Source organism: Actinomadura madurae (assembly GCF_047130825.1).
GTDB classification, from domain to species: Bacteria; Actinomycetota; Actinomycetes; order Streptosporangiales; family Streptosporangiaceae; genus Spirillospora; species Spirillospora madurae.
In genome coordinates this window covers 1,560,249-1,585,151 of the sequence record NZ_CP083237.1, presented here as the reverse complement: position 1 = coordinate 1,585,151, position 24,903 = coordinate 1,560,249, and the positions used below count along the sequence as shown (strand labels likewise).

Here is a 24,903-nt window from a genome sequence, read left to right as displayed (position 1 = left end):
GAATGTTCGTCGAACCGAATATGTGGACGTCTGGAGCGAACGCATGGACCTCATCGCACGGATCGCCGCGTCGATCCGCCGCGAGCGCGAGCGCGCCGGGCTCTCCCAGACCGAGCTGGCCAGGCGGGCCGGGCTGGCGAAGTCGACGCTCTCCCAGCTGGAGTCGGGCACCGGCAACCCGAGCGTCGAGACCCTCTGGGCCCTCGGCACGGCCCTGAACGTCCCGTTCAGCCGCCTGGTCGATCCGCCGCGCCCGGCCGTCCGGGTGATCCGCGCGGGGGAGGGGCCCGCCGCGCACTCGGACACGTCCGACTACACGGCCGCGCTGCTCGCGTCCTGCCCGCCGAACGCCCGCCGCGACCTCTACCGCGTCACCGCGGAGCCCGGGACGCCGCGCCTCTCCGATCCCCATCCACCGGGCACGACCGAGCACGTCGTCCTGAGCGCGGGCCGTGCCCTCGCCGGGCCCTCGGCCGAGCCGGTCGAACTGGCCCCCGGCGACTACATCACCTACCCCGGCGACGCCCCGCACGTCTTCGAGGCCCTGGCCCCCGGCACCTCGGCGATCTACCTGATGGAGCACATCTGAGGTCAGGCCGGGATCCGAGGTCAGGCCAGCAGGGACGTCAGCGAGCGCAGGTCCTCCACGCCGGCGAGACCGTAGGCGATGTCGGTGATCCGCTCGGCCTGGGACTCCGTGACACGCCGCACGGCGTTCAGCCGGAACTTCGTCGCCAGCTCGTCCGCCGAGAGCGGGTCGTCCGGCCCGCCCCTGTTGGCGTCCACCCGCTCCTCCAGGAGCGCCCCCTCCCGGGTGCGGACGCGCAGGACGGCCGGGAACTGGTGCGGGAAGATCTCGTCGCAGCGGGCGTCCGGCACGCAGCGGACCTTGGCGGCCAGCGCCAGGCGGCGGGGGTCCGCGGCGGCCTCGTCGGTGAAGTCCTCGTGGAAGACCCCGAGCCCGCCGCCGCCGAGGAGGGCCGCCGCGACGGTGTACGGGCCGGAGAACGCGGCGTGGTACCCGGACTCGGGACGGACCTTGTCCTCGTGCGGCTCGCCGATCGTCCGCAGGACGGGGCCCGGCGCGCCCAGCTCGATCGACTCGACGTCGCCTGGGTCCAGGCCGCGGGCGCGCAGCCGCAGCGCGGCGTCGATGCCGGCGTGCGTGAAGTGGTTGCACGGATACGGCTTGAAGAAGATGCCGGGAAGCTCCCAGTGCTCGCCCAGGCCGGAGGTGAGCGCGTCCAGGTCGACCCGGTCGCCGCAGAACGCCTGGAGCAGGCCGAACCGGCCTTCGAGGACGGTCGGCGGCCCCGTGATCCCCGTGCGGGCGAGCCCGGCGGCGGTCACGGCGGCGTGCGCGGCCCACCCGCAGTGAATCCGCTTCACCGTGCCGCCGGTGCGGTTGGCCTCCAGGATCCCCGCGCCCATGCTCGCCGCGATGCCCATGGCGTCGGCTATCCCGGCGGCGTCCAGGCCGGACAGCACGGCGGCGGACGCGGCGGCGCCGACCGCCCCGCAGATCGCCGTGGCGTGCTGGCCGCGCTCGAAGAACACCGAGTTGCCGAGCTCGCGGTCGTACCCGGCCATGCCGAGCCGCACGGTGATCTCGACGCCGGCCCCGACCGCGTCCAGCAGCCGGGCCCCGCCCGCCCCCCGCGCCTCCGCGACGGCCAGCGCCGCGGGCACCACGGACGCCGACGGGTGCAGGACGGACGGCAGGTGCGTGTCGTCGAAGTCCAGCGAGTGGGCGAGCGTCCCGTTGAGCAGGGCGGCGCTCGGCTCGGGGAGCCGCGCGCCGGTGCCGATCGCGGTGGCGCGGCCGGCCCCGCCCCATTCGGCGACCAGCTCCCCGACGGCCCTGGCCGGGCGCTCCCCGGTGGCCGCCAGGCTGTTGCCGAGCGCGTCCAGGACGCGGCGGGCGGCGTCGGCGCGCAGCTCCGCGGGCAGGCCGCGGGAGGCGGCGGACGCCGCCAGGTCCGCGAGCCGCTGGACGGGCGTCATGCCGACACCGCGGCGAGGGGGCGGACGGGAGAGCCGGTCCCGCCCTTGATCCGCAGCGGGGCCAGCACGAACACGAACTCGTGCAGCCGGGCCTCGGCGAGCGCCTCCAGGTTCAGGTGCTCCAGGATGAAGATCCCCGACTCGACCAGCAGGATCCGGTGCACGGGCAGCACCGCGTGGCCCGCGCCCTCGGGGATCTGCTCGTAGGCGGTCGTGTCGGCGCCCGTCGCGACGACCCCCCGCTCGGCCAGCCACCGCGCGGCGGACGGCGTCGCGCCCGGCACGCCGGTCTCCTCGCCGAGGTAGGCGGTCGCGTCGCCGAAGGTGCGGGCCCATCCGGTGCGGATCAGCGCCACGTCGCCCGGCCCGGGCTCGGCCCCCGCGCGCTTGGCGGCGAGGTCGAGGTCCTCGGCCGTGACGCCGTGGCCGGGCGGCAGCGTCGCCACCTCGTGGACGGCCGCCACGTCCAGCAGGACGCCCCGGCGGAGCAGGCCGGGAAGGTTCTCGGCCCCGTGCCGGGTGAAGACGCCCCCGCGCTGCGCGTCGGCCGCGGAGACCCCGCCGTGCAGCTCCCCGTCGTGGCTGACGTGCGAGAGCGCGTCGATGTGCGTGCCGACGTGCCCGCCCGTCACGATGATCTCGTTGGCGGCGGAGCCGCCGTCGGGGCGCTCCATGTCGCCGTGCCGCCGGATCAGCGTCATCCGGAACCCCGGATGGTTGGGGGAGCAGGGCATGCCGGTGAAGAACGGCTGGCCCAGCTCGATGAGCCGGACTCCTCCGGCCACGGCGGCGAGGAGCGGGTCGGTCATGGGGTGCGGCCTTCCTTGAGGGGGCGGGCGGCGGACTCGGCGGAGGCGGCGGCGTCGAGCACCCAGGCGGCGCGCTCGACGACGGCCCTGTCCACGAACCGGCCGGTGGAGTCGATCCACGCGGCGTCGCCGCGTTCGGTCAGCCGGCTCATCAGCTCGCGCGCCCAGGCGACGTCGCCGGGGTCGGGCGCGCAGGCCTCGTGCACGACGGGGATCTGCGCGGGGTGGATCACCGAGCGGCCGAAGAACCCGGCGCGGCGCCCGGCGAGGGTGTCGGCGCGGAGCCCGTCCAGGTCGCGGACGGCGGTCCACACGCTCTGCGGCGGGGACGGGAGCCCGGCGGCCCGCGCCGCCACCACCACCCGGGACCGCGGCCACGCCAGCGCGTCGCCGCCGGACACCCGCAGGTCGGCGGCCAGGTCGGCCTCGCCGAGCGAGATCCCGGCGACCAGCGGGTGCGCGGTCGCGAGAGCCAGGGCGTTCTCGACGCCGAGGGCCGACTCCAGGAGGGGGAACACCGGGACGCCGAGCGCGCCGGCGACGCGGCGCAGCTCGCCCGGGTCCTCGCACTTGGGGATCCGGACCCCGGCGAGCCCGCCCGGCGCGCTCGCGAGCAGGGCGATGTCGTCGGCGCCGTCCGGCGTGGCGGGCGCGTTGATCCGCACGTGGGCGGCGTGCCCGGCGGTGAGCGTGTCGAGGACGGTGCGCCGCGCCCCCGACTTGGCGGACGGGGCGACCGCGTCCTCCAGGTCGAGGACCACCGCGTCCGCGCCCGACGCGAGCGCCTTGCCGATGCGGTCCGGCCGGTCGCCCGGGACGTACAGCCAGGAGCGGGGCGTCACCTGATCACCCCCTTGCCGCGCAGGTCGTCCAGGCCGGCCTCGTCCACCCCGTACCGGGCGAGGATCTCGGCGGTGTGCGCGCCGAGCGGAGGCCCGGCCGACGCGATCCGCCCCGGGGTCCGCGACAGCCGGAACAGGATGTTCTGCATCCGCACCGGCCCGAGCTCGTCGTCGGGGACGGTCGCGATGGTGCCGAGCGCCTCGAACTGCGGGTCGGCCATGACGTCGGCGGCGGTGTAGACGGGCGCGACCGCGGCCTGCGCCTCCTCGAAGGCCGTGACGACCTCGTCCCGGTCGCGCGCGGCGATCCAGGAGCCGACGGCCTCGTCCAGCACGTCGGCGTGCGCGGCGCGCTCGGCCCCGGTGCCGAACCACGGCTCGTCGATCAGCTCGGGCCGGCCGACCAGCCGCATCACGCGCTCGGCGATCGACTGGGCGCTGGTGGAGATCGCGACCCAGCCGCCGTCGCGGGTCCGGTAGGTGTTGCGCGGCGCGTTGTTGTGGGAGCGGTTCCCGGTGCGGGCCTGCAGCTCGCCGAGCTGGTCGTAGGTGATGATCTGCGGGCCGAGCAGGGTGAGGATCGGCTCGATGATCGCCAGGTCGACCACCTGCCCCTCGCCGGTCGCCTCCCGCGCCCGCAGCGCCGTCATCACCGCGAACGCGGTGGTCAGCGCGGCGATCCCGTCGGCGAGGCCGAACGGCGGCAGGGTCGGCGGGCCGTCCGGCTCCCCGGTGATCGCGGCGAACCCGCTCATCGCCTCGGCGAGCGTCCCGAACCCGGGCCGCCCGGCGTACGGTCCGGTCTGCCCGAACCCGGTCACCCGCGCGAGGACGAGCCGCGGGTTGGTCCTGCGCAGCTCGTCGTAGCCGAGGCCCCAGCGCTCCAGCGTCCCCGGCCGGAAGTTCTCGATCACCACGTCGGCGTCGGCGGCCATGCGGCGGAACAGGTCCTGGCCCTCGGGCGAGCCGAGGTAGAGGGTCATCGCCTTCTTGTTCCGGCCGAGCATCTTCCACCAGAGCCCGACGCCGTCCCGCCGCGCGCCATGACTGCGCACCGGGTCGCCCCTCGGGTGCTCGATCTTGATGACCTCGGCCCCGAAGTCGCCGAGCAGCGTCGCGGCGAGCGGGCCGGCGAACAGCGTGGCCGCGTCGAGGACCCGGACTCCGGACAGGGCGTGGGCGTCGGTCATGGACGGTACCGCCTTCACAGGAAGATCGTTCCGCTGGGAGAAACGGTTGTCGGTGATTCGGCCGGTTCGCGGACGCGCCCCGGACTTTCCAAATTGGCACTGCCTGTTGAGTTACGTCAAGTTAGCCCCAGATATTGACCGGGCGGCGTGACGGGTGCCACGATGGCGCATCAGTGACCTGCTGTTCCTCCTAGCGGAACACACGAGGGTGGAGCATCGGGCAGAGCGGCAGGAGAGATGAATGTCGGCTCGAAAGCTCGCCGCCGGGCTGGCGACGTGCGCGGTCCTGCTGGCCGCGGCCGGCTGCGGCGGCTCGGCGCCGTCCGGCGCGGCCGGAGTGGCGGCCGGACGCGACGAGGGCCCGGTGAAGATCGGTGCGCTGCATCCGGTCAGCGGCGCCAACGCGGTCGACGGCCAGCAGATGCGGCGCGGCGCGCAGATGGCGGTGGAGGCGATCAACGCCGCGGGCGGCATCAGGTCCCTCGGCGGACGCGAGGTCGAGCTGGAGACGGGCGACACCCAGGGCAAGGCGGAGGTCGGCCAGAGCGAGGCCCAGCGGCTCATCTCCGAAGGGGCGGTCGGGCTCGTCGGCACCTACCAGAGCGCCGTCAGCACCAACGTCGCGGTCGTCGCCGAACGCAACCGGGTGCCGTTCGTCATGGACGTCACCGCCTCGGACGCGATCTTCGCGAACGGCTACCGGTACTCGTTCCGGGTCCAGCCCGGCAGCGCGGCCATCGCGGGCGCCGCCGCCCGCTACCTCAAGGAGGTGTCGGACCGGGCGGGCAGGCCCGTGCGGAAGGTCGCGTTCCTGCACGAACAGACCGACTTCGGCAGCGGCGCCGCCGAGGCGTTCGCCAAGGCGGCGGGAAGGCTCGGCATCGAGGTCGGCCCCGACATCAGCTACGACGCGCTCACCGTGTCCGACCTCACCGCGCAGGTCACCCAGGTCAAGGCGTCCGGCGCGGACGTGCTGGCCGTCGCCGGCTACTACCGCGACAGCCTGCTCGCCGCCAAGGCGGTCGCCGCGGTGAAACCGGACCTGAACGCGGTCTGGGGCGTCTCGAACGGCGCCTACGACCAGCCGAAGTTCGTCACCGACGGCGGCGCCACCGCCGAGCGGATCTTCAGCACCAACTACCACTTCGACGCCAGGAACCCGAAGACGGCCCGGCTGCGGGCGGACTACCAGCGGCGCTACGGCGCCCCCATGCGCACGGGCGCGGTCCTCGCCTACGACGCGGTCCAGGTGATCGCGCAGGGCGTGGAGCGCGCGGGCACCACCGACGCGGAGAAGGTGCGCGACGCCATCGCGTCCTCGAAGGTCGAGCCCCTCACGGTCGGCGCCGGCCCGATCACCTTCGCCCCCAACGGGGACAACGGCAACGCCCTGCCCGTCCTCATGCAGGTGCAGGGCGGCCAGGTCAAGCAGGTCTATCCGCAGGAGAAGGCCGAATCCCAGCCCAACTACTCGGTGACGTGGCGGTCATGAGCGACACAGGAACGAAGGCCCAGTCCCCTCCCGCCCCCGCTGCCCCCCGCCGCCCCCTCCTCGGCGGCGACGGGACCGGGGCCCTCCTCAAGCGCGCCGCCGTCACCGGCGGCCTGGTGGCCGCCGCGATCGCGGTCGCCCTGGTCAAGTCCGGCAGCGGCCTGGTCGTCTGGCAGTCGGTGGTCACCGGCCTGCTGATGGGCGGGCTGTACGGCCTGATCGCGATGGGCCTCACGCTGATCTTCGGCGTGCTGGACATCGTCAACTTCGCGCACGGCGCGCTGCTCGCCATCGCGATGTTCATCGCGTTCGGCGTCGTGCAGGGCACCGGCCTGCACCCCTACCTGACCCTGCTGGTCGCCGTGCCGGCGCTGTTCCTCATCGGCGCGGTCGCGCACCGCGGGCTGCTCAGCGGGACGGGCGGCGCGTCCCTGGAGAACCAGCTGCTCATCACGCTCGGCCTGTCGCTGCTGCTGGAGAACGGGCTGCTGATGTTCTTCGGTGCCGAGCCCAAGAACGTCGCGCTGCCCGGCGACTTCCAGTTCTCGCTGTTCGGCGCGGTCGTCCCCGGCGCCCGGCTGTACGCCTTCCTCGGCGCGATCCTGATCGGCGCGGCGCTGTTCTGGCTGCTGCGCCGCACCCGGCTCGGGACGGCGATCCGCGCGGTCGCCGCGAACGGGCAGGGCGCCGAACTGGTCGGCGTGAACGTCCGGCGCGTCCACACCCTCACGTTCGCGATCGGGACGGCCTGCGCCGGGGCCGCCGCGGTGCTGGCCGCGCCGCTGGTCACGGTCACGCCGACGCTCGGCGAGCAGTTCAACATCACCGCGTTCGTCGTCGTGGTGCTCGGCGGCATGGGCAACGTCGCCGGCGCGCTCGCCGGCGGGCTGCTGATCGGGCTGGTCGAGCAGCTCACCACGATCTACATGGACGGCCAGAGCTCGCTGCTCGGCGTGTTCGCCGTCTTCCTGGTCGTGCTGTTCCTCCGGCCGCAGGGGCTCTTCGGGAGGCGGTCATGACGGGCATCACCCTGACCGGCCGCTCCGGCGCGGGCGCCGCCCGCCCGGCCAAGGCGCCGCCGCTGCGGCCGCAGAACCGGCAGGTCGCCGTCCTCGCGGTGCTGCTGGTGGCCGCGATCCCGCTGCCGCTGGTGCTGCCGCCCGCGCAGGGCGCCGTCGCCGTTCGCATCCTGATCTTCGCGCTGATGGCCATCGGCTGGAACGTGATGAGCGGGTTCGGCGGGATGTTCAGCTTCGGGCACGCCGCGTTCTTCGGCCTCGGCGCCTACACCAGCGCCTACCTGCTGGTCGAGCACAACGTGTCGCCGTGGATCGGGATGCTCGCCGGGATGGCGGTCGCCGCCGCGGTCGCCGTCGTCATCGGCTTCTTCGCGTTCCGCTACAAGCTGCAGGGCGCCTACTTCGCGCTGGCGACGTTCGCGTTCGCCGAGATGCTCCGGCTGGTCGTCACGACGACGGAGTTCACCAACAAGGCGGTCGGGTTCACCGTCCCGCTGATCCAGGGCGCGTCGTTCTGGAAGATCCAGTTCGCGGCGGACTCGCCCGCCTACTTCTGGATCGCGCTCGGCCTGGCCGGCCTGGCCGCCCTCGTCAGCATCCTGTTCCTGCACTCGCGGACCGGCCGCTACGTCACCGCCATCCGCGACGACGAGCTCGCCGCGGCGTCCCTCGGCACGCCCGTGATGCGGTACAAGCTGGTCACGGTCGCCCTGTCGGCCGCGATCACCGCGGTCGCCGGCGCCTTCTACACGCAGTACTACCTGTTCGTGAACCCGGACCTGGCGTTCGGGTCGGCGGTGTCCATCCAGGCGATCGCGACCGTCGTCATCGGCGGCATCGGCACGATCTGGGGCCCGGTCGTCGGCGCGGTCATCCTCGGCGCGCTGTCGGACGTCACCGCCACCCTGCTGCGGACGCCGCCCGACTCCCTGAGCTTCCTGCAGGGACGGAGCGGGCTGGACGTCGCCGTCTACGCGGTCCTGCTGATCCTGATCGTCCGGCTGCTGCCCAAGGGCATCGTCGGCACGATCGCCGAGAGGTGGCGCAGATGAGCATCCTCACCGTGACCGGCGTCGGCAAGGGCTTCCGGGGCCTGCGGGCGCTGTCGGAGATCGACTTCCAGGTCGGGGAGGGCGAGATCCTCGGCATCATCGGCCCCAACGGAGCCGGGAAGACGACGCTGTTCGACGTCGTCTCCGGCGCCCTCGCCCCCGACGCGGGACGGGTGGTGTTCGGCGGCCGGGACGTCACGGGGTCCTCGCCCGACCGCATCGCCCGCGCCGGCATGGTCCGGACGTTCCAGCTGATGCGGCCGTTCGGGAGCATGACCGTCCTGGAGAACGTCGGCCTCGCCGCCCAGCACCGGCGCCAGTCGCCGCACCGGCTGCGCCGGCGCTCGCTGGACGTCGTGGAGCGCGTCGGCCTCGGGCCGTGGGCGCACTGCAACGCCACCGAGCTGCCCACCGCCGGGCTGAAGCGCCTCGAACTCGCGCGGGCACTGGCGATGCGGCCGAAGGTCCTGCTGCTGGACGAGGTGCTCGCCGGGCTCGTCCCGGCCGAGCGCGAACCCGTCCTGGACCTGCTCGCGGCGCTCCGCTCGGAGGACGGCACGACGCTGCTGTTCATCGAGCACATCATGGCCGCGGTGATGCGGCTGTCCGACCGGGTCCTCGTCCTGGACCAGGGCCGGGTGCTGGCCACCGGAACGGCCGAGGAGGTCACCTCCGATCCCCGGGTGATCGAGGCGTACCTCGGAGAGGAGCCCGGCGATGTTGAGGCTTGACAAGCTCTGCGCCGGCTACGGGCGGATGCGGATCCTGCACGAGGTCGACCTGCGGCTCGACGAGGGCGAGATCGTCGCGCTCGTCGGCGCGAACGGCGCGGGCAAGACCACGACGCTGCGCGCGATCTGCGGCCAGCTGCGCCCGGAGTCCGGCACGATCACGTTCGGCGGGACGGCGACGGCCGGGCGGCGCCCCGACCAGCTCGTCCGGGACGGGCTCGTGCACGTCCCCGAGGGGCGGGCCCTGTTCGGCACGCTCACCGTCGAGGAGAACCTGCGGATGGGCGCCTGGACGTGCCCCGCCGAGACCGCCGCCGGCCTGCGCGAGGTGTTCGAGCTGTTCCCCGTCCTCGCCGAGCGCCGCACGCAGGTCGCGCAGACGTTCAGCGGCGGGCAGCAGCAGATGCTCGCGATCGGCCGCGCGCTGATGGCCCGGCCGAAGCTGCTGATGCTCGACGAGCCGTCCACCGGCCTGTCGCCGAAGCTGACGTGGGCGGTGCTGGACGCGGTCAAGCGGATCCGCGACTCCGGCGTGGCTGTGCTGCTCGTCGAGCAGAACGCCAAGCAGGCCCTCGGCATCGCCGACCGCGCCTACGTCATGGAGAGCGGGTCGACCGTCCTGCACGGCACGGGCGGCGAGCTGGCCGGGTCCGCCGAGGTCAGGAAGGCGTACCTGGGCCTGTGAGGAACGCGGCTTCGACGGACGCGCGGACGGCCACGGCCCGGCTGGGGGAGTGGGCGGCCCGCCTGGACGCGGCCGGCGTTCCGGCGCCGGTGCTCGACCGGCTGTCGCTCGTCCTGCTCGACGTCGCGGGCGTGACCGCCCTCGGCGCCGGGCAGGACGGCATGCGCGCGGTGCGCTCGTCCTGGAACGCTCCCGGCGGGCCCGCCCCGCTCATCGGCGGCGGCCGGTGCGTGCCGGTGGACGCCGCCGCCTGGCTGAACGCGATGGCCCTCGTCCGCCTCGAACTGGACGAGGGCAACAAGTACGCCAAGGGGCATCCCGCGGCGCACGGCTTCCCGGCCGTCCTGGCGCTGGCGTGCGAGCTGGACGCCTCGGGACCCGACACCGCCGCCGCGCTGCTCGCCGCCTACGAGGTCGCGTCCCGGTTCGGGCGGGCGACGCGGCTGCGGCCCGGCGCGCATCCGCACGGCAGCTGGGGCGTCTCGGGCGCCGCCGCCGGGTGCGCGCGGCTGCTCGGCCTCGGCCCGGACGCGGTCGCCGCCGCGATCGACACGGGGGCCGGGCTGCCGGTCGCCGGCCATTTCGCGTCCGCGACGGACGGCAACCCGGTGCGGGACGCGTGGATGGGCGCCGCCAACATGTCCGGCCTGGTGGCGGCGCGGATGGCGGCCGCCGGGATCGCCCGCAACACCGGCACGGCGGCGCTCTCCCTCGGGAGCCTGCTGGGCGGGTTCGAGCCGTCCGAGCTGACCGGCGGCCTCGGCGAGCGCTGGGACATCACGCGCGGCTACTTCAAGCGGCACGCCTCCTGCTCGTTCACCCACCCGGCCGCCGACGCGGTGCTCGGCCTGCGCGGCGGCCTCGATCCGTCCCGGATCACCGGGATCCTGGTCGAGACGCACGCGCTCGGCGCCGGCCTGGCCTCGGCGGAGTGGGACAACCGGCTGTCGGCGATGTTCTCCACGCCGTTCGCCGTCGCCGCGGCCCTGCTTCACGGCGAGGTCGGGCCGCGCACCGACCCCGGCGACCCGGCCCTGCGGGCGCTGGCGCGGCGCGTCCGGCTGGCGGAGGCGGCCGACCTGACCGCGCGCCTCCCGGACGAGCGCGCCGCCCGCGTCACGGTCTCGCTGGACGACGGGACGACCCGCACCCGCGAGGTGCCGAACCCCGTCGGCGACGCCGACCACGACCCGCTGGGCGAACAGGACGTCCTGGCGCTGCTCAAGGGCTGGCTGCCCGGACGCGCCGGCCTGGTGGACCGCGCGGCGGCCCTCGCCCGCGCCCTGCCCGCCCTGGACCACGTCGGCGAGCCCCTGCGCGGGCTCGCCGGCGACGAGACGAAGGAGCCGCACTGATGCGCGCACTGGCGGTGACGCCGATCCACCTGCCGCCGGAGGAGATCCGGCGCAGGCAGGCCCGCTACGACCGGCTCGCCCCGCCCGGCCTCGCGGTCGAGCTGCGCGACGTCGGCCCGGCCGCGCCCGGATCCCTGGACGACGAGGCGTCGGTCCGGGCGTCCGAACGGGAGGTCGCCGCCGCGCTGGCGGGGGTGGGGCAGGGTTTCGACGTCGCGTTCCCCGACTGCGTGCTCGACCCGGCCGTCCCGGACGGCCCGGCTTCTGACCAGGGCGTTCCGGTCAACGGGCTGCTTAAGCTGAGCGGTATGCACCTTGCCACGGCGAACGTCCGGTTCGGGACGGTGGTGCGGAACGAGGCGATCGGCGCGGAGCTCGGGCGCCGTCTCAAGGACTACGGCCTGGAGGCCTATGTCGCCGGGATCGCGGTCCTGGACCTGCCGTTCGACGCCATCGCCGACGCCGACGCCTGGAACGCCGCCCTCGCCGAGGCCGTGGACGCGCTCGCCGCCGCCGGCGCCGCCGCCGTGATCAACGGCTGCTCGGCCGTCGACGTCGAGGAGGACCGGTTCGCGGCCCGCGTCGTCGATCCCACGGCCCTCGCACTGAAGCTGATGACCCTGACGACGATGGGGAGGAGCGCGTGACGGGCGGTCCCGACCTCGTCGTCGCCGGCGCGGGCGGCGGCCTCGCCGGGGCGCTGCGCGCCGCCGAACTCGGCCCCACCGTGCTCGTCGTCGAGGCGAGCGAGCACTTCCGGCGCGGCAACAACACCTCGATGTCCACCGCGATGTTCCCCGGCGCGGGCTCCCGCTGGCAGGCGTCCGAAGGTGTGGGCGACTCGCCGGAGCGCTTCGTGGCCGACATCATGGCCAAGACCGGGGGACACGCGGACGCCCACCTCGCCCGGACGCTCGCCGGCGTCAGCGGCCCCCTCGTGGAATGGCTCGCCGATTCGGCCGGGCTGCCGCTGTCCCTGGTGACCGACTTCAACTACCCCGGGCATTCCGTACCGCGCTGCCACTCCGTGCCCGGACGGCACGGCTCCACCGTGATCGACCACCTCGCCCGCCGCGTCCGCGACCATCCGGACATCGACCTGCTCGTCCCGGCCAGGCTCGTGGACGTGCGCACCGGCCCGGACGGCGCGGTGCGCGCCGCCGTCGTCCAGTACCCGGACGGGACGCGCGAGGACATCCCGACCGGCGCCGTGCTGCTCGCGACCAACGGCTTCGGCGCCGACCGCGCGCTCGTGGAACGCCACCTGCCGGAGATCGCCGGTGCCCTCTACCAGGGCGGTGACCAGTCCCTGGGCGACGCGCTGCGCATCGGCCGCGGCCTCGGCGCCGCCACCGGCTACCTGGACGCCTACCAGGGCCACGGCGCCGTCGCCGCCGGCGCGGGCACCCTGGTCGGCTGGGCCACCGTCATCCACGGCGCGATCATGGTCGACCTCGGCGGGCGCCGGTTCGGGAACGAGACCCGCGGCTACTCCGAGTACGCCGCCGAGCTGGCCGCCCGGCCCGGCGGCACCGGCTGGATCGTCCTGGACGAGACGGTCGCCGGGCAGTGCGAGCGGTTCAAGGACTTCCGCGACACCGTCGAGTCGGGGGTGCTCGTCCGGGCGGACGACGCCGAGGGACTCGCCGAGGCCACCGGCCTGCCCGCCGGAGCCCTCGCCGCCGAGCTCGCGGCGAGCGCCTCCGCCGCGCGCGGCGAACGTCCCGACGAGCACGGCCGCACCCACTGGGAACGGCCGCTCGCCCCTCCGTACGCCGCGGTCCGCGTGGTCCCCGCCCTGTTCCACACGCAGGGCGGGCTGCTCGTCGACGAGGACGCGGCCGTCGTCGACCCGGACGACCGCCCCATCCCCGGCCTGTACGCGGCGGGCGGCGCCGCCGCCGGGATCTCCGGCCACGGAGCCGGCGGGTACCTGCCCGGCAACGGCCTGCTGCCCGCCTTCGGGCTCGCTTACCTCGCGGCCGGCGCCGTCGCCCGTGAGCGAGCCGCCCACATGACCACCCGCGAGAACTGAGGAGAGATCTCATGGCGACTACCGAGCTGCTGCTGAAGAACGTGCGGGTGGTCCGCCCCGACGCGCCCGAGGGCACCGAGCCCGAGCTCGCGGACATCGCGGCGAACGACGGCACCATCGTCCGCGTCGCGCCCGGCCTGCCGGACGACGACGCCGCCACCGTGGTCGACGGGGGCGGACGGCTCGCCTTCCCCGGCGTCGTGGACGCCCACCAGCACTGGGGCATCTACAACGACCTCGCCACCGACACCCGCAGCGAGAGCCGCGCCGGCGCCCAGGGCGGCGTCACCACGTCCCTGACCTACATGCGCACCGGGCAGTACTACCTGAACAAGGGCGGGCCGTACCGCGAGTTCTTCCCCGAGGTGCTGGGCGCCGCGCAGGGCAACGCCCACGTCGACTACGCCTTCCACCTCGCGCCGATGATGGCCGAGCACATCGGCGAGATCCCGTACCTCGTCGAGGAGCACGGCGTCACCTCGTTCAAGATCTTCATGTTCTACGGGAGCCACGGCCTGCACGGACGCTCGTCCAGCCAGAGCGACTTCCTCATGACGCCGCCGGACGAGCGCTACGACCTCGCGCACTTCGAGTTCGTCATGCGCGGCGTCCAGAAGGCCCGGGAGCGGCTCGCGGAGTACGCGCCGCACATCTCGCTGTCGCTGCACTGCGAGACCGCCGAGATCATGACCGCCTACACCAGGATGGTCGAGGACGACGGGTCCCTCAGCGGGCTGCGCGCCTACAGCGCGTCCCGCCCGCCGCACTCGGAGGGGCTCGCCGTCACGATCGCGTCCTACCTCGCGCACGAGACGGGCCTGCCCAACATCAACCTCCTGCACCTGTCGTCGGAGAAGGCGCTGTCGGCCGCGCTCACCATGGCGGCCGCGTTCCCGCACGTCGACTTCCGCCGCGAGGTCACCATCGGGCACCTGCTCGCCGACGTCGACACCGCGCACGGACTCGGCGGCAAGGTCAACCCGCCGCTGCGCGACCGCGCCGACGTCGAGGCGCTCTGGCGGCACGTGCTCGCCGGCGAGGTCGACTGGGTCGTCAGCGACCACGCCTGCTGCCGCGACGAGATGAAGTTCGGCGCCGACCGCGACGACGTCTTCCTCGCCAAGTCCGGCTTCGGCGGCGCCGAGTACCTGTTGCCGGGGCTCGTCGGGGAGGGGCTCAAGCGCGGCCTGCCGCTCCAGCGCGTCGCACGGCTGACGTCCTGGAACCCGGCCCGCCGCTACGGCCTGCTCCGCAAGGGCGCCATCGCCGAGGGCTACGACGCCGACATCGCGCTGGTCGACCCGGACGCCTCCTGGACGGTCCGCGCCGCCGACTCCGAGTCCGCGCAGGAGTACACGCCGTTCGAGGGGTTCGCCATGACCGCCCGGGTCACCGACACCTTCGTCCGAGGCCACCACGTGTACGCGGGCGGCCGCGTCGCCGGCGACCCGGTCGGGCGCTACCTGCGCCGCGGCCGGTGAGCCCGTTCCCTAGGATCGTCCAGTGACCGATCAGACCGCCGCTCCACCCTCGGGGGGAACCGAGGTCGCCGGGCGCGTCGCGGACGTGCTGCTGCTGTTCGCCGGAGGCCCCGAGCACCTCGGCGTCACCGCGATCAGCCGCGAGCTCGGCATCTCCAAGGCCGTCGTCTACCGCATCCTGCAGTCGCTGGTGTCGCGGGAGATGCTGGAGGCGGGCTCGTCCGGCTACCGGCTCGGGCCCGCCGCCGTCGCCCTCGGCGTCAGCGCGCTGCGCGCCTTCAACGTCCGGCAGGCCGCCGCGCCCGTCCTGCGCCGCCTGCGGGACGACACCGGCGAGACGACCACGCTGTCCGGGCTCGTCGGGGACGAGCGGGTCTACCTCGACCAGTTCGAGAGCCCCCGCGAGGTCAAGATGACCGTCGAGGTGGGCCGGCGCTTCCCGCTGCACGCCGGCTCCTCGGGCCGGGTGATCCTCGCCTTCCTGCCCGAGGAGCGGCGCGAGGCGATCCTGGCCCGTCCGCTGGCGGCGCTGACCGAGCGGACCGTCACCGATGAGGCGGCCCTGCGGGACCAGCTCGCCGCGACGTCCCGGGAGGGAGTCGCCGTCTCCCTCGGGGAACGCCAGGCCGACGCCGGATCCGTCGCCGCGCCGCTCTTCGGCCCGGACGGCGAGGTGCACGGCTCGATCAGCGTGTGCGGCCCGCGGCACCGCTTCACCCCGGAGGCCGTCGACCGCTACCGGACGCTCGTCCGCGACGCCGCCGAGCAGATCACCCGGACCTGGACGACGCACCGCTACACGGTGCGGTAGTGCGTGGTCAGGCGGCCCTCGTCGTCCAGGACGTGGAACGCCAGGCCTGGGGGAGCGCCGTGGTCGGCGATGTCCCCGCCCTGCCAGGGCAGGGTGAGGGTGGACACGACACCCGGCGCGACGAGCAGCGGCCGTCCCGCGAAGGCCGTGGCCGCCGCCGTGTGGGCATGCCCGCACAGCACCGCCACCACCTGCGGATGGCGGGCGATGACCTCGGCCAGGCGCTCCTCCTGGAACTGGCGGATCTCGTCCACGTACGGGATCCCCAGCTTCACCGGCGGATGGTGGAAGCAGACGAACGCCGGTTCTCCGGGCGCCTCCGCGAGCCGCCGGTCGAGCCAGCCGATCGTCTCGTCGTCCAGGAGCCCGTGATCCTCTCCGGGGACGGACGAGTCGCACATCGCGAACGTGGCACCCGCGATCTTGTAGACCCGGTTGACCGGGCCGCCGGTGGGCGGCTCGTCCAGGAGGACCTCCCGGTACGGGCCGCGCACGTCGTGGTTGCCGGGGCACATGAGCACCGGATGCGGGGACGCCAGAACCTTCCGGGCCCGCACGTACTCGGCGGGCTCGCCGTGGTCGGCGATGTCTCCGGTGACGAGGACGGCGTCGACCGGCATGGCGTTCACGTGGTCCATGACCCGCGCGGTGCGCTCGAAGCTCCGGTGGCCGCCGTCCAGATGCGTGTCGCTGAGCTGGGCGATAACAATCATGCCGGCGAATCTAGGCCGCCACCGGACCAGAACTAAGATCCGGTCACATGCCGAAATCCTGGTCCGGTTCCGTCGACCTGCATCTGGACATCGATGCGTCCGGCGGCCGCCGGGCCGGTCTGGAACGCGCCCTCCGCGCCGCCATCGGCACCGGACGCCTCGCCCCCGGCGCACCGCTCCCCTCGACCCGCGCCCTCGCCGCGGAACTCGGCTTCTCGCGCGGCACCGTGAGCGCCGCCTACGACCAGCTCACCGCCGAAGGCCACATCGTCGCCGTCCCCGGCTCCGGCACGCGCGTGGCGGACCACGTGCGCCCCGGGGGCTCTCCGGCCCCGCCGGTCTGGGCCGGACTCGCTTCCGCCGAGGCCGGCCTTCCCGCCTCGGCGGACCGGCCGCGCACGGAGCCGCCGGCACACGATCTGCTGCCCGGACGGCCCGACCTGAGCACGTTCCCGTCCGCGGCGTGGCTGCGATCGACCCGCCGTGTCCTGTCGACGGCGCCGCCCGAGGCGCACGCGCTCACGGATCCGCGCGGCCGTCCCGAGCTGCGCGAGGCGCTGGCCGGCTACCTCGGACGGGCCCGGGGCGTCCACGCCGACCCGGCGCGGATCGTGATCACCTCCGGCTATGCCCAGTCCCTCGGCCTCCTTGCCTCCGTCCTGCGGGACGCGGGCGCGGCCGCGTTCGCGATGGAGGAGCCGGGGCACCCGTTCCACCGTGCGATCGTCCGGCGGGCAGGGATGGACGTCGTGCCGCTCCCGGTGGACGACCAGGGCGCACGACCCGGGGCGCTCGAACGGGCCGGCGCGGCCGTGCTCACGCCGGCGCACCAGTACCCGTCCGGCGCCACCCTCCGCCCGGAGCGCCGCCGCGCCTTCGTCACCTGGGCGCGCGACACCGGTGGCCTTCTCGTGGAGGACGACTACGACGGCGAGTTCCGCTACGACCGCCGGCCCGTCGGCGCCTTGCAGGGGAACGCTCCGGATCACGTCGTCTACGGGGGAACCGCGTCCAAGACCCTGGCCCCCGCGCTGCGCCTGGCCTGGACGGTGCTGCCGCCGCGCCTGGTCGAGCCCTTCGTGGAGGCCAAGCGCCTCGCCGACGCCCACACCCAGTCGCTCGCCCAACTCGTCCTCGCCGACCTCATCGACACGAACGCCTACGACCGCCACATCCGGGCCTCCCGCCTCCGCTACCGGCGGCGGCGCGACCTCCTGGTGGAGACGCTCCGTGCGCGCGTCCCGCGCGTCCGCGTCGAGGGCGTCGCGGCGGGCCTGCACGCCCTGATCCTGCTCCCGGCCGGCGGTCCGGACGAAGCCGAGACCATGCGCCGCGCCGCGTCCCTCGGGCTGGCCTTGATGCCCCTCCGCGGCCACTGGCAGAACTCCGAGGGACGGCCGCGGGGATTCATCATCGGCTACAGCACCCCACTCGCCGCCGCCTATCCGCCGGCCCTTGACGCGCTGTGCACGGCGCTCGCCTGAGCGGCCGGAGCGTCTCACCGACGGCATGAATCCGCCGTCCCGCTCCATGTGGGCGAGACGGCGGATTCCGCGCGAGGCTCTACCTCTTAGCGGCCGTGGTAGTGGTGGCCGTGGTGGTGACCACCGTGGTGGTGACCGTGGTGGTGTCCGTGGTGCCAGCCGTGGTGGTGGCCGTGCTGGTGGTGGCCGTGGTGGTGACCACCGTGGTGGTGTCCGTGGTGACGCACGCACCTGTGAAGAAGGAAACTCCAGTGCGTCCCGTAGGGGCACGTGTGGGACACCGCGGCCTGGGCCGCGGTCGTCTGCGTGGCGCTCGCCGTCGCGGCGGGCCCGAACGCGGCCAGGCCAGAGGCCATGAGCAGGCCGGCGGCGGTGAGCGCCGCCGAGCGCAGCGGAGTCCGAATCTTCATGCTTCCTCCAGTGGTAAGGGCACCGGGCCCGTGTGTCCTCACCAGCTCTACCCGCACTGTGATCAAGTGACTACAGAGAGCGGGTATAGGGGCGACCCAGAAGCACGCGTTGGAGGTGGGTCACGGGCCGTTCGGACCGGGTTTCCGCCAGAACGGGTCGCGTCCGATGAATCCGAGCATCTGGGTCTGGACATCCGCATCTGCGGGGACTTCGACGCGAGGTCCGTACTGACCGGAAGACCGGAGAACGTCCTCGATCGGCCGCATCCCCTCGAGAAGTTGCGCGCAGAAGCCGGGGTCCAGGCGGTCGTCCTGGCCGGTGGCCCTGGAGAGGTCCCAGGTGTGCATGAACACGTCGGCCGTGTAGAACCGGTCGATCGCGGTGTCCAGCGGAAGGCTGCCGATGTGGGGGTTGGTGAGCTTCCGGTCCGGCGTCTCCGGATCGTCCAGCAGCGCTTGCACGCCGTCGCGGTGAACCCGCCACGCCGCCGCCGGGTCCTCGTCCACGGACGGTCCGCGGGGGAGGTCGATCCCGGCGCCGGAGGCGAGGAACCCGGGGAACCAGTCGGTCAGGTGGCGGACGACGTCGCGCGCGGTCCAGTCCGCGACCGGGGACGGCGCGTCCCAGGACCGGGTGCCGAGGACGCGGTCGGTGAACAGCCCGGCGACCTGCCGGTGCCGCTCGGGCGGGTCATCAGACAGTGCCATCGGCGAACATCCTCTCCAGCTTCGCGTAACCCTGGTCGACACCGACCTCCATGCCGCTGCGCAGCCACGCGTCGCGGCCCTCGAAGCTGTCGACCAGCGACTGCGTCCGCAGCCGTGTCCGGCCGCCCCCGAGGTCGTCGAACCACAGCGTCTCCAGCGCGACTCCATCGGGCTCGCCCTCGTACGTGAAGGTCTGCACGATGCGGCCCGGCCCCACTTCGTGGAAGCAGCCGTGGAACCCGTACTCCTCGCCGTCCCGCGCCGAGACGAACCGCCAGCTGCCGCCGGTGGTGGCGTCCCAATGCTCGATCCGCGTGCTCATGCCATCGGGCCCGATCCACCTGGCGAACAGCGCGGCGTCGGTGTGGGCGCGGAGCACCCGGTCGGGCGCCGCCGCGAAGTCACGGGTCATCCGGATGATCGGCAGTTTCGGGTCGGCCTCGATGACCGTCTCTCTGAGATCGCTCACTTTCGTCTCCCTCCATTTCCGCCAGGACGGTGTCAAGGCGGCGGTGGCGCCGCTCCATGCGGCGCCGGTGGCGTTCGATCCAGGCGTCCATCAGGTCGAGGGCGCCGGCCTCCAGGCGCACCGGCCGGGGCTGCGGGCCGCGCGGCCGGCTGACGAGCCCCGCGTCCTCAAGGACCCGCAGGTGCTTGTAGACGGCCTGCAGCGAGATCCGGTACGGCTCGGCCAGCCGGCTCACGGTCGCGTCGCCCTCCGAGAGCCGGGCCACCATGTCGCGCCGGGTCGGATCCGCGAGGGCCGCGAAGACTTGGGACAGCGTGTCCGTGGCCATCGCCCCCACTTTCAACTCAACGGTTGAAACAACGCTACCCCGCAGGCCGCGCGCCTGTAAACCGTGCGGTTGAAAGCCCTGGTCGTAAAGGAAGATGAGGCGCCCGAGGAGAGAGCGGGGTCAGGGGAGGATCGCGTCGATGTAGCCCCCGTCCACCCGGACGGCGCCGCCGGTCGTGGCCGAGGCGTGGGAGGAGCTCAGATAGACGACCATGTTCGCTATCTCGTCCGGTTCGATGAGGCGCTGGAGGAGGGAGTTCGGGCGGTGCTCGGCCATGAAGCGGCGCTGCGCGGCGTCCCAGGGAAGGTCGTCGCCGACGAGGCCGGCGACGAAGTCCTCGACGCCGCCGGTGTGGGTCGGGCCGGCCATGACCGTGTTGACGGTGACGCCCGTTCCGGCGGCGGCCTTCGCGTAGCCGCGGGAGACGGCGAGCAGCGCGGTCTTCGACATGCCGTAGTGCACCATCTCCTCGGGGATCACGACCGCCGAGTCGCTGGCGATGAACTGCACCCGGCCCCAGCCGCGCTCCATCATGCCGGGCAGGTAGAGCCGGGTGAGGCGCACGCCGGACAGGACGTTGACCTCGAAGTACCGCCGCCATTCGGCGTCGTCGAGCTCCAGCACGGGACGCGGCTCGAAGATGCCGAGGTTGTTGACCAGGATGTCGGCGGACGGCAGCTCGGCGAGAAGCGCCCGCGCTCCCTCCGCGGTGGCGACGTCGGCGGCCACGCCGCGCAGGCCGGCGCCGGGCAGCTCGTCCCGGAGCGCCCCGAGGGCCTCGGTGACGCTCTTCTCGGACCGTCCGTTGATCACTGTGGTGGCGCCGGACCGGGCCAGCCCCGCGGCGATGGCCCGGCCGATGCCCTGGGTGGAGCCGCTCACGAAGGCGGTCCGTCCGGTGAGATCGATGTCCATGCGACGATCCTTCCCGAAGCGGCGCCCCTATGCGCGGCCCTCGGCGGGGCGCTCCAGCGCGACCTTCGGCAGGCGCCGGGCGAGCGGCGCGGGCAGCCACCAGGCGTGCCGGCCGAGCAGGCCCATGACGGCCGGGACGATCAGGCAGCGGATGACCACGGCGTCCAGCAGGACGGCCACGGCGAGGCCCAGCCCGAACTGCTGGAGCATGCGGTCGGGGCTGAGCACGAACGCCGCGAACACGACGATCATGATGGCGGCGGCGGCCGTGATGACCTTGCCGGTCGCGGCCAGCCCCTCCCGGACGGCGTGCGACGGGTCCCGCGTGCGCTCCCACTCCTCGTGGACGCGCGACACCAGGAACACCTCGTAGTCCATGGACAGCCCGAACACGATCGCGAAGATCATCACTGGGATGAACGCCTCGATGGGGCCGCTCTGCGCGCCGAACCGGCCGTCCTGGAACACCAGGGTGATCGCGCCGAGGGCGGCCGAGATGGACAGCAGGTTGAGCAGCGCGGCCTTGACCGGGATCAGCAGCGAGCGGAACACCACCATCAGCAGCAGGGCGGACAGGCCGACGACGACGGCGACGAACAGCGGCATCCGCGCCGACACCGAGTCCGAGAAGTCCTGCGCGGCGGCGGTCGGGCCGCCGACCAGGTAGCCGGTGCCGGTGCGGGCCGACAGCGACGGGAGCACCTCCTCGCGCAGCTCGTGGACGAGGGCGGTGGTGGCCTCGTCCTGCGGCGCCGTGGTGGGGTAGGCGATGACGGCGGACACGGCCCCGTCCCCGGACGGCAGCGGCGGTGTCGCGGCGGCGATGCCCGCGGTCCCGGTCAGGGTCTGCCTGAGCGGCCCGGGGTCGCCCTGGGCGACCACGATGAGCGGGCCGTTGAAGCCGGGGCCGAACCCCTCGGCCAGCAGGTCGTAGGCCTGCCTGCTGGTCGTGGACGGGGCGTCGTTGCCGGCGTCGGCGAAGCCGAGGCGCATGTCCAGCGCGGGCGCCGAGAGGGCGAGCAGCGCGGCGACGGCGACGAGCAGCGCGGGCAGCGGGCGGCGCTGGACGGCCGAGGCCAGCCGCCGCCAGCCGCCCTCCCGCGGACGCTCCTTCGCGGCCCGCTTGAGGACGTGGCGCCGGATCCGCTCGCCGAAGACGCCCAGCAGCGCGGGCAGCAGCGTCAGCGACGCCGCCATGGTGACCAGCACGGTCAGGGCCACGGCCAGCGCGACGCCCTGGAGCGACCCGAGGCCGAGCGCGATCAGGCCGAGCAGCGCGATGATCACGGTGCAGCCGGCGAAGAACACCGTCCGCCCGGCCGCGTCCAGGGACCGGCGGGTCGCGGCGGCGGGATCGGCGCCCTCGCGCAGCTCCTGCCGGTACCGGTAGAAGATGAGCAGCGCGTAGTCGACGCCGACGCCGAGCCCGATCAGCATCATGATCGGCGGGGTGAAGTCGGCGACCGTGAAGGCGTGCGAGGCCAGCGCGATCAGCCCGATCGCGCCGCCCACCGCGAACAGGGCGGTGACCAGCGGGAGCGCGGCGGCGACGAGGGAGCCGAACAGCAGCACGAGGATGACCAGCGCGGCCAGCATCCCCGCGCCCTCGGCCCCGCCGCCCCCGCCTTCCTCGGCGCCGCGGACCGGGTCGCCGCCGAGCTCGATCCGCAGGCCGTCGCCGGACGCGGCCTGCGCGGTATCGATGATCTTGGTGACGCGGTCCGCGGGAACGTCCTGCGCCGTCCCGTCCAGCGTGACGGTGGCGTAGCCGATCGTGCCGGACTCCGAGATCGTCAGCGGGCCGACGGCGGCGACCGACGGGAGCCCGCGCACGCCGGCCAGCATCGCGTCGACGTCCGGGCGGTCGCCGGCGAGGCCCCGCGGGTTCTCGGCGACGATCTGGACGGTGGCGCCCGCCTCCCGGGAGCCGTGCTCGGTCATCAGGTCGGCGGCGGCCTGCGAATCGGTCCCGGGCAGCGCGAAGTCGTTGTGGTAGGCGGTGCCGGCGGCCTGCGAGCCGACGGTGATCACCGCGACCACGACGGCCCACAGCGCGAGCGCGGCCCAGCGGTGGCGCTGCGACCAGGCGGCCAGGCGTCCGAAACGGCCGGCCGGGGGAGTGCCGGGGGTGGTCATGTCAACCTCGCTTCGTGATGCGGGCGCCGGCGGCGGCGCCGATCAGGGCGGACAGGACCGGCACGGCGACGAAGGCGGCGAGCAGCACGGGCGTGCCGTCGACGTCGAGCGTGCGGTCCAGGACGAAGGTGAAGAACGCGCCCACGGTCTCGGTCAGCAGGAAGCCCGCGGCCCCGCCGACGAAGAACCCGATGAAGGCGCCGGTGACGTTCATGGCCTCAGCGTCCGGGCGCGGGAGGCCGCCGCGCATCGGCCCGCGGTCGGCATCCGGGCCACCCCACCGGTTGCGGGGCGGGCGGGCCGGTTACCTCCCGGGTCGCATCCAGCGGGGGTTGACCATGCCCGACTCGTAGGCCAGCACGACCAGCTGGGCGCGGTCGCGCGCGTCCACCTTCGCCATGATGCGGCTGACGTGCGACTTGACGGTGGCGGGGCTGAGGACGAGCCGGTCGGCGATCTCGTCGTTGCTCTGCCCGGCGGCGACGAGCAGCATGACCTCGCGCTCGCGGTCGGTGAGGGACCTCAGGCGGGGACCGGGCTCGGGCACCTCGACCCGCCCGGCGAACTCGCCGATGAGCCGCCGCGTGACGGACGGGGTGATCAGCGCGTCGCCGCGCGCCGCGACCCGCACGGCGTGGATCAGCTCGGCCGGCTCGGTGTCCTTCAGCAGGAAGCCGGTGGCACCCGCGCGCAGCGCGCCGTACACGTACTCGTCCAGGTCGAACGTGGTGAGGATGACGACGCGGACGCCGTCCAGCCGCGGGTCGGCGGTGATCCGCCGGGCGGCCTCCAGGCCGTCCATCCGGGGCATCCGGACGTCCAGCAGCGCCACGTCGGGGCGCAGCTCGCGGCAGGCCGCCACGGCCCGCTCGCCGTCGGCGGCCTCCCCGGTCACCGTGATGTCGTCCTCGTCGTCGAGGATGGAGCGGAACCCGGCCCGCACCAGGCCCTGGTCGTCGGCCAGCAGTACCTCGATCACCGTGCGGACACCTCGTTCCGGTAGGGCAGCCGGGCCCGGACGAGGAAGCCGCCGTGCGGCCCGGGTCCCGCGGTCAGCTCGCCGCCGAGGGCGCGGGCCCGCTCCCGCATGCCGTCCACCCCGCTGCCCGCGCCCGGGGCGGCGGCCTGGCCGGGGCCGTCGTCGGCGACCTCGATCAGCAGCTCGCCCCGCCCGTGCTCACCGGGGCCGTGCTCGACGGTCACGGTGACCTCCGCGGCGGCGGCGTGCCGCGACACGTTGGTGAGGGACTCCTGGATGATCCGGTAGGCGGCCAGGCCGACCTCGGTGGGCGGGGACGCGGCACCGGTGACGCGGCTGTGCACGGTGAGCCCCGCCGACCGCGCGGACCCGATCAGGTCGCCGAGCGCGTCCAGGCCCGGGGCGGGAGCCGTCGGCGCCTCCTCGTCGGCCTGCCGGAGCACCCCGAGCGTCGCGCGCAGGTCGCGCAGGGCGTCCCGGCTGGACTCCTTGATGGCGGCCAGCGCGGCCTCACCCTGCGCCGGGTCGCGGTGGAAGCGGTGCAGCGACGTCCCGGCCTGGACGTTGATGAGCGAGAGGTGGTGCCCGACCACGTCGTGCAGCTCGCGGGCGATGCGGAGCCGCTCCTCGCCCGCGGCGCGCCGCTCGGCCTCCCTCAGATAGGCGAGGCGGCTGTGCCGGACCCAGCCGAGCGCGACCATCGCCACCACCCATCCGGTCAGCATGAACAGCGCGACGCCGTTGACGTCCTCGTTCCCGAGCAGCGTCCCCGTCCCGGTGCAGATCACGGTGAGGGCGGCGAGGACGACGGCCGCCTGGAGCCGGCCGCCCGCCGCGACCATGTAGAGGGCGACGATGAGCGCGATCATCAGGCCGCCGTCGTGGACGCTCGCGACGTAGTACAGCCCGGTCGTGACGAGGGACAGGGCGGCGACGGTCACCGGGTACCGGCGCGCGAAGTACAGCGCCCCGCAGGTGAGGAGGATCAGCGCCCAGCCGAGCGCCGTGCGCGGCCACGGTTCGTCGCCGGCGCCGATGACCGAGTTCAGGCTGCTGACCGACACCACCAGCAGGACACCGCCGGCCAGGGCCGCGTCCCGGACACGGCCGCGCTGCAGGGGACCGCCACCACCCATGCGACCAGCGTAGGCGCGCCGCACGTCCGGCACCGTCCTCCGCCCGGGCTAACGCCCCGGCCCGCACCTGCAACCGCTGGTGTAGGCGGACGCTCCACGGCCGCGACCAGAGGATGATG

At 74.2% G+C, this 24,903-nt stretch carries 26 protein-coding genes; 12 read left to right on the top strand and 14 right to left on the bottom strand.

Translation table 11 applies throughout. The features are described from left to right. The first annotated feature begins 43 nt into the window (after positions 1-43). Positions 44-589 carry a helix-turn-helix domain-containing protein gene (locus tag K8Z49_RS07440; RefSeq protein WP_412517885.1) on the top strand — a complete coding sequence of 182 codons (546 nt, stop codon included), beginning with the start codon at positions 44-46 and terminating at the stop codon, positions 587-589. Between the two features lie 20 nt (positions 590-609). Here the strand turns inward: K8Z49_RS07440 and K8Z49_RS07435 are convergent, their stop codons facing one another. Genes K8Z49_RS07435 through K8Z49_RS07420 form a run of 4 tightly spaced genes read right to left on the bottom strand, consistent with a single transcriptional unit; the run spans position 610 to position 4,845 of the window. Next, positions 610-2,004 (bottom strand): MmgE/PrpD family protein, encoded by a 1,395-nt coding sequence (locus K8Z49_RS07435; RefSeq protein WP_024935113.1) that lies wholly within the window; start codon positions 2,002-2,004, stop codon positions 610-612. After that, the gene (locus tag K8Z49_RS07430) at positions 2,001-2,813 is read right to left on the bottom strand and encodes a cyclase family protein (protein ID WP_412517884.1); all 813 of its coding nucleotides are present in this window, start codon (positions 2,811-2,813) and stop codon (positions 2,001-2,003) included. Before K8Z49_RS07430 ends, K8Z49_RS07435 begins: the two co-directional genes overlap by 4 nt. Continuing rightward, the gene (locus tag K8Z49_RS07425; protein WP_024935115.1) at positions 2,810-3,655 is read right to left on the bottom strand and encodes an HpcH/HpaI aldolase/citrate lyase family protein; all 846 of its coding nucleotides are present in this window, start codon (positions 3,653-3,655) and stop codon (positions 2,810-2,812) included. The genes K8Z49_RS07430 and K8Z49_RS07425 overlap by 4 nt, the downstream gene beginning before the upstream one ends. Beyond that, complete coding sequence (locus tag K8Z49_RS07420) at positions 3,652-4,845, bottom strand: CaiB/BaiF CoA transferase family protein (RefSeq protein WP_412517883.1); 1,194 nt, start codon at positions 4,843-4,845, stop codon at positions 3,652-3,654. The genes K8Z49_RS07425 and K8Z49_RS07420 overlap by 4 nt, the downstream gene beginning before the upstream one ends. 241 nt (positions 4,846-5,086) lie before the next feature. On the opposite strand from K8Z49_RS07420, the gene K8Z49_RS07415 reads away from it, so the two are divergent. From K8Z49_RS07415 to K8Z49_RS07370, 10 genes are read left to right on the top strand one after another with little or no spacing between them, the layout of a single operon-like run. Continuing rightward, entirely contained in the window at positions 5,087-6,337 is a 1,251-nt protein-coding gene (locus tag K8Z49_RS07415; protein ID WP_412517882.1) for an ABC transporter substrate-binding protein, read from the top strand. Next, entirely contained in the window at positions 6,334-7,356 is a 1,023-nt protein-coding gene (locus K8Z49_RS07410) for a branched-chain amino acid ABC transporter permease (RefSeq protein ID WP_081842563.1), read from the top strand. The genes K8Z49_RS07415 and K8Z49_RS07410 overlap by 4 nt, the downstream gene beginning before the upstream one ends. Further along, positions 7,353-8,408: a branched-chain amino acid ABC transporter permease gene (locus tag K8Z49_RS07405; RefSeq protein WP_021599154.1), complete on the top strand. Its 1,056-nt coding sequence runs from the start codon at positions 7,353-7,355 to the stop codon at positions 8,406-8,408. Before K8Z49_RS07410 ends, K8Z49_RS07405 begins: the two co-directional genes overlap by 4 nt. Continuing rightward, positions 8,405-9,139 (top strand): ABC transporter ATP-binding protein, encoded by a 735-nt coding sequence (locus K8Z49_RS07400; protein WP_024935117.1) that lies wholly within the window; start codon positions 8,405-8,407, stop codon positions 9,137-9,139. Before K8Z49_RS07405 ends, K8Z49_RS07400 begins: the two co-directional genes overlap by 4 nt. Further along, the gene (locus tag K8Z49_RS07395; RefSeq protein ID WP_021599152.1) at positions 9,126-9,824 is read left to right on the top strand and encodes an ABC transporter ATP-binding protein; all 699 of its coding nucleotides are present in this window, start codon (positions 9,126-9,128) and stop codon (positions 9,822-9,824) included. The genes K8Z49_RS07400 and K8Z49_RS07395 overlap by 14 nt, the downstream gene beginning before the upstream one ends. After that, the gene (locus tag K8Z49_RS07390) at positions 9,821-11,179 is read left to right on the top strand and encodes an MmgE/PrpD family protein (protein ID WP_024935118.1); all 1,359 of its coding nucleotides are present in this window, start codon (positions 9,821-9,823) and stop codon (positions 11,177-11,179) included. Before K8Z49_RS07395 ends, K8Z49_RS07390 begins: the two co-directional genes overlap by 4 nt. Continuing rightward, positions 11,179-11,826, top strand: a complete 648-nt coding sequence (locus K8Z49_RS07385; protein WP_412517881.1) for an aspartate/glutamate racemase family protein — start codon at positions 11,179-11,181, stop codon at positions 11,824-11,826. Before K8Z49_RS07390 ends, K8Z49_RS07385 begins: the two co-directional genes overlap by 1 nt. Then, on the top strand, positions 11,823-13,214 hold the full coding sequence (locus K8Z49_RS07380) for an FAD-binding protein (RefSeq protein WP_412517880.1): 1,392 nt from the start codon (positions 11,823-11,825) through the stop codon (positions 13,212-13,214). The genes K8Z49_RS07385 and K8Z49_RS07380 overlap by 4 nt, the downstream gene beginning before the upstream one ends. Before the next feature lie 11 nt (positions 13,215-13,225). After that, entirely contained in the window at positions 13,226-14,695 is a 1,470-nt protein-coding gene (locus tag K8Z49_RS07375) for a dihydroorotase (protein WP_075024186.1), read from the top strand. Positions 14,696-14,717: 22 nt separating this feature from the next. Further along, entirely contained in the window at positions 14,718-15,506 is a 789-nt protein-coding gene (locus K8Z49_RS07370; RefSeq protein WP_021596820.1) for an IclR family transcriptional regulator, read from the top strand. On the opposite strand, the gene K8Z49_RS07365 is transcribed toward K8Z49_RS07370, so the two are convergent. Beyond that, positions 15,491-16,219: a phosphodiesterase gene (locus tag K8Z49_RS07365; RefSeq protein ID WP_021596819.1), complete on the bottom strand. Its 729-nt coding sequence runs from the start codon at positions 16,217-16,219 to the stop codon at positions 15,491-15,493. The two genes, K8Z49_RS07370 and K8Z49_RS07365, sit on opposite strands and share 16 nt — an antisense overlap. A 47-nt stretch (positions 16,220-16,266) precedes the next feature. Here K8Z49_RS07365 and K8Z49_RS07360 point away from each other — a divergent pair, with 47 nt between their 5' ends. Next, on the top strand, positions 16,267-17,703 hold the full coding sequence (locus K8Z49_RS07360; protein ID WP_021596818.1) for a PLP-dependent aminotransferase family protein: 1,437 nt from the start codon (positions 16,267-16,269) through the stop codon (positions 17,701-17,703). A gap of 86 nt (positions 17,704-17,789) precedes the next feature. Here the strand turns inward: K8Z49_RS07360 and K8Z49_RS07355 are convergent, their stop codons facing one another. The 9 genes from K8Z49_RS07355 to K8Z49_RS07315 form a co-directional block, all read right to left on the bottom strand. Beyond that, positions 17,790-18,113 (bottom strand): hypothetical protein, encoded by a 324-nt coding sequence (locus K8Z49_RS07355; protein WP_021596817.1) that lies wholly within the window; start codon positions 18,111-18,113, stop codon positions 17,790-17,792. A 120-nt stretch (positions 18,114-18,233) separates the two neighbouring features. Continuing rightward, a complete protein-coding gene (locus K8Z49_RS07350) occupies positions 18,234-18,821 on the bottom strand; it encodes a TIGR03086 family metal-binding protein (protein ID WP_075024184.1) in 588 nt (195 codons plus the stop codon). After that, positions 18,808-19,290, bottom strand: a complete 483-nt coding sequence (locus tag K8Z49_RS07345; protein ID WP_220126644.1) for an SRPBCC family protein — start codon at positions 19,288-19,290, stop codon at positions 18,808-18,810. Before K8Z49_RS07345 ends, K8Z49_RS07350 begins: the two co-directional genes overlap by 14 nt. Continuing rightward, the gene (locus K8Z49_RS07340; RefSeq protein WP_021596814.1) at positions 19,223-19,618 is read right to left on the bottom strand and encodes an ArsR/SmtB family transcription factor; all 396 of its coding nucleotides are present in this window, start codon (positions 19,616-19,618) and stop codon (positions 19,223-19,225) included. The genes K8Z49_RS07345 and K8Z49_RS07340 overlap by 68 nt, the downstream gene beginning before the upstream one ends. A 120-nt stretch (positions 19,619-19,738) precedes the next feature. Then, a complete protein-coding gene (locus K8Z49_RS07335; RefSeq protein ID WP_021596813.1) occupies positions 19,739-20,533 on the bottom strand; it encodes an SDR family NAD(P)-dependent oxidoreductase in 795 nt (264 codons plus the stop codon). Between the two features lie 27 nt (positions 20,534-20,560). After that, positions 20,561-22,669, bottom strand: coding sequence for an MMPL family transporter (locus K8Z49_RS07330; RefSeq protein ID WP_021596812.1), 2,109 nt, complete (start codon positions 22,667-22,669; stop codon positions 20,561-20,563). 1 nt (position 22,670) lies between these two features. Next, positions 22,671-22,883, bottom strand: coding sequence for a hypothetical protein (locus tag K8Z49_RS07325; protein ID WP_143118779.1), 213 nt, complete (start codon positions 22,881-22,883; stop codon positions 22,671-22,673). A 90-nt stretch (positions 22,884-22,973) separates the two neighbouring features. Then, positions 22,974-23,648 (bottom strand): response regulator, encoded by a 675-nt coding sequence (locus K8Z49_RS07320; protein WP_021596810.1) that lies wholly within the window; start codon positions 23,646-23,648, stop codon positions 22,974-22,976. Beyond that, positions 23,645-24,784 (bottom strand): sensor histidine kinase, encoded by a 1,140-nt coding sequence (locus tag K8Z49_RS07315; protein WP_412517879.1) that lies wholly within the window; start codon positions 24,782-24,784, stop codon positions 23,645-23,647. Before K8Z49_RS07315 ends, K8Z49_RS07320 begins: the two co-directional genes overlap by 4 nt. Between the last annotated feature and the right edge of the window lie 119 nt (positions 24,785-24,903).

Coding starts and splice junctions, on each gene's coding strand:
- K8Z49_RS07440 (WP_412517885.1), top strand. CDS start 44: ATGGACCTCATCGCACGGATCGCCGCGTCGATCCGCCGCGAGCGCGAG.
- K8Z49_RS07435 (WP_024935113.1), bottom strand. CDS start 2,004: ATGACGCCCGTCCAGCGGCTCGCGGACCTGGCGGCGTCCGCCGCCTCC.
- K8Z49_RS07430 (WP_412517884.1), bottom strand. CDS start 2,813: ATGACCGACCCGCTCCTCGCCGCCGTGGCCGGAGGAGTCCGGCTCATC.
- K8Z49_RS07420 (WP_412517883.1), bottom strand. CDS start 4,845: ATGACCGACGCCCACGCCCTGTCCGGAGTCCGGGTCCTCGACGCGGCC.
- K8Z49_RS07415 (WP_412517882.1), top strand. CDS start 5,087: ATGTCGGCTCGAAAGCTCGCCGCCGGGCTGGCGACGTGCGCGGTCCTG.
- K8Z49_RS07410 (WP_081842563.1), top strand. CDS start 6,334: ATGAGCGACACAGGAACGAAGGCCCAGTCCCCTCCCGCCCCCGCTGCC.
- K8Z49_RS07405 (WP_021599154.1), top strand. CDS start 7,353: ATGACGGGCATCACCCTGACCGGCCGCTCCGGCGCGGGCGCCGCCCGC.
- K8Z49_RS07400 (WP_024935117.1), top strand. CDS start 8,405: ATGAGCATCCTCACCGTGACCGGCGTCGGCAAGGGCTTCCGGGGCCTG.
- K8Z49_RS07395 (WP_021599152.1), top strand. CDS start 9,126: ATGTTGAGGCTTGACAAGCTCTGCGCCGGCTACGGGCGGATGCGGATC.
- K8Z49_RS07385 (WP_412517881.1), top strand. CDS start 11,179: ATGCGCGCACTGGCGGTGACGCCGATCCACCTGCCGCCGGAGGAGATC.
- K8Z49_RS07375 (WP_075024186.1), top strand. CDS start 13,226: ATGGCGACTACCGAGCTGCTGCTGAAGAACGTGCGGGTGGTCCGCCCC.
- K8Z49_RS07365 (WP_021596819.1), bottom strand. CDS start 16,219: ATGATTGTTATCGCCCAGCTCAGCGACACGCATCTGGACGGCGGCCAC.
- K8Z49_RS07360 (WP_021596818.1), top strand. CDS start 16,267: ATGCCGAAATCCTGGTCCGGTTCCGTCGACCTGCATCTGGACATCGAT.
- K8Z49_RS07355 (WP_021596817.1), bottom strand. CDS start 18,113: ATGAAGATTCGGACTCCGCTGCGCTCGGCGGCGCTCACCGCCGCCGGC.
- K8Z49_RS07350 (WP_075024184.1), bottom strand. CDS start 18,821: ATGGCACTGTCTGATGACCCGCCCGAGCGGCACCGGCAGGTCGCCGGG.
- K8Z49_RS07340 (WP_021596814.1), bottom strand. CDS start 19,618: ATGGCCACGGACACGCTGTCCCAAGTCTTCGCGGCCCTCGCGGATCCG.
- K8Z49_RS07335 (WP_021596813.1), bottom strand. CDS start 20,533: ATGGACATCGATCTCACCGGACGGACCGCCTTCGTGAGCGGCTCCACC.
- K8Z49_RS07330 (WP_021596812.1), bottom strand. CDS start 22,669: ATGACCACCCCCGGCACTCCCCCGGCCGGCCGTTTCGGACGCCTGGCC.
- K8Z49_RS07325 (WP_143118779.1), bottom strand. CDS start 22,883: ATGAACGTCACCGGCGCCTTCATCGGGTTCTTCGTCGGCGGGGCCGCG.
- K8Z49_RS07315 (WP_412517879.1), bottom strand. CDS start 24,784: ATGGGTGGTGGCGGTCCCCTGCAGCGCGGCCGTGTCCGGGACGCGGCC.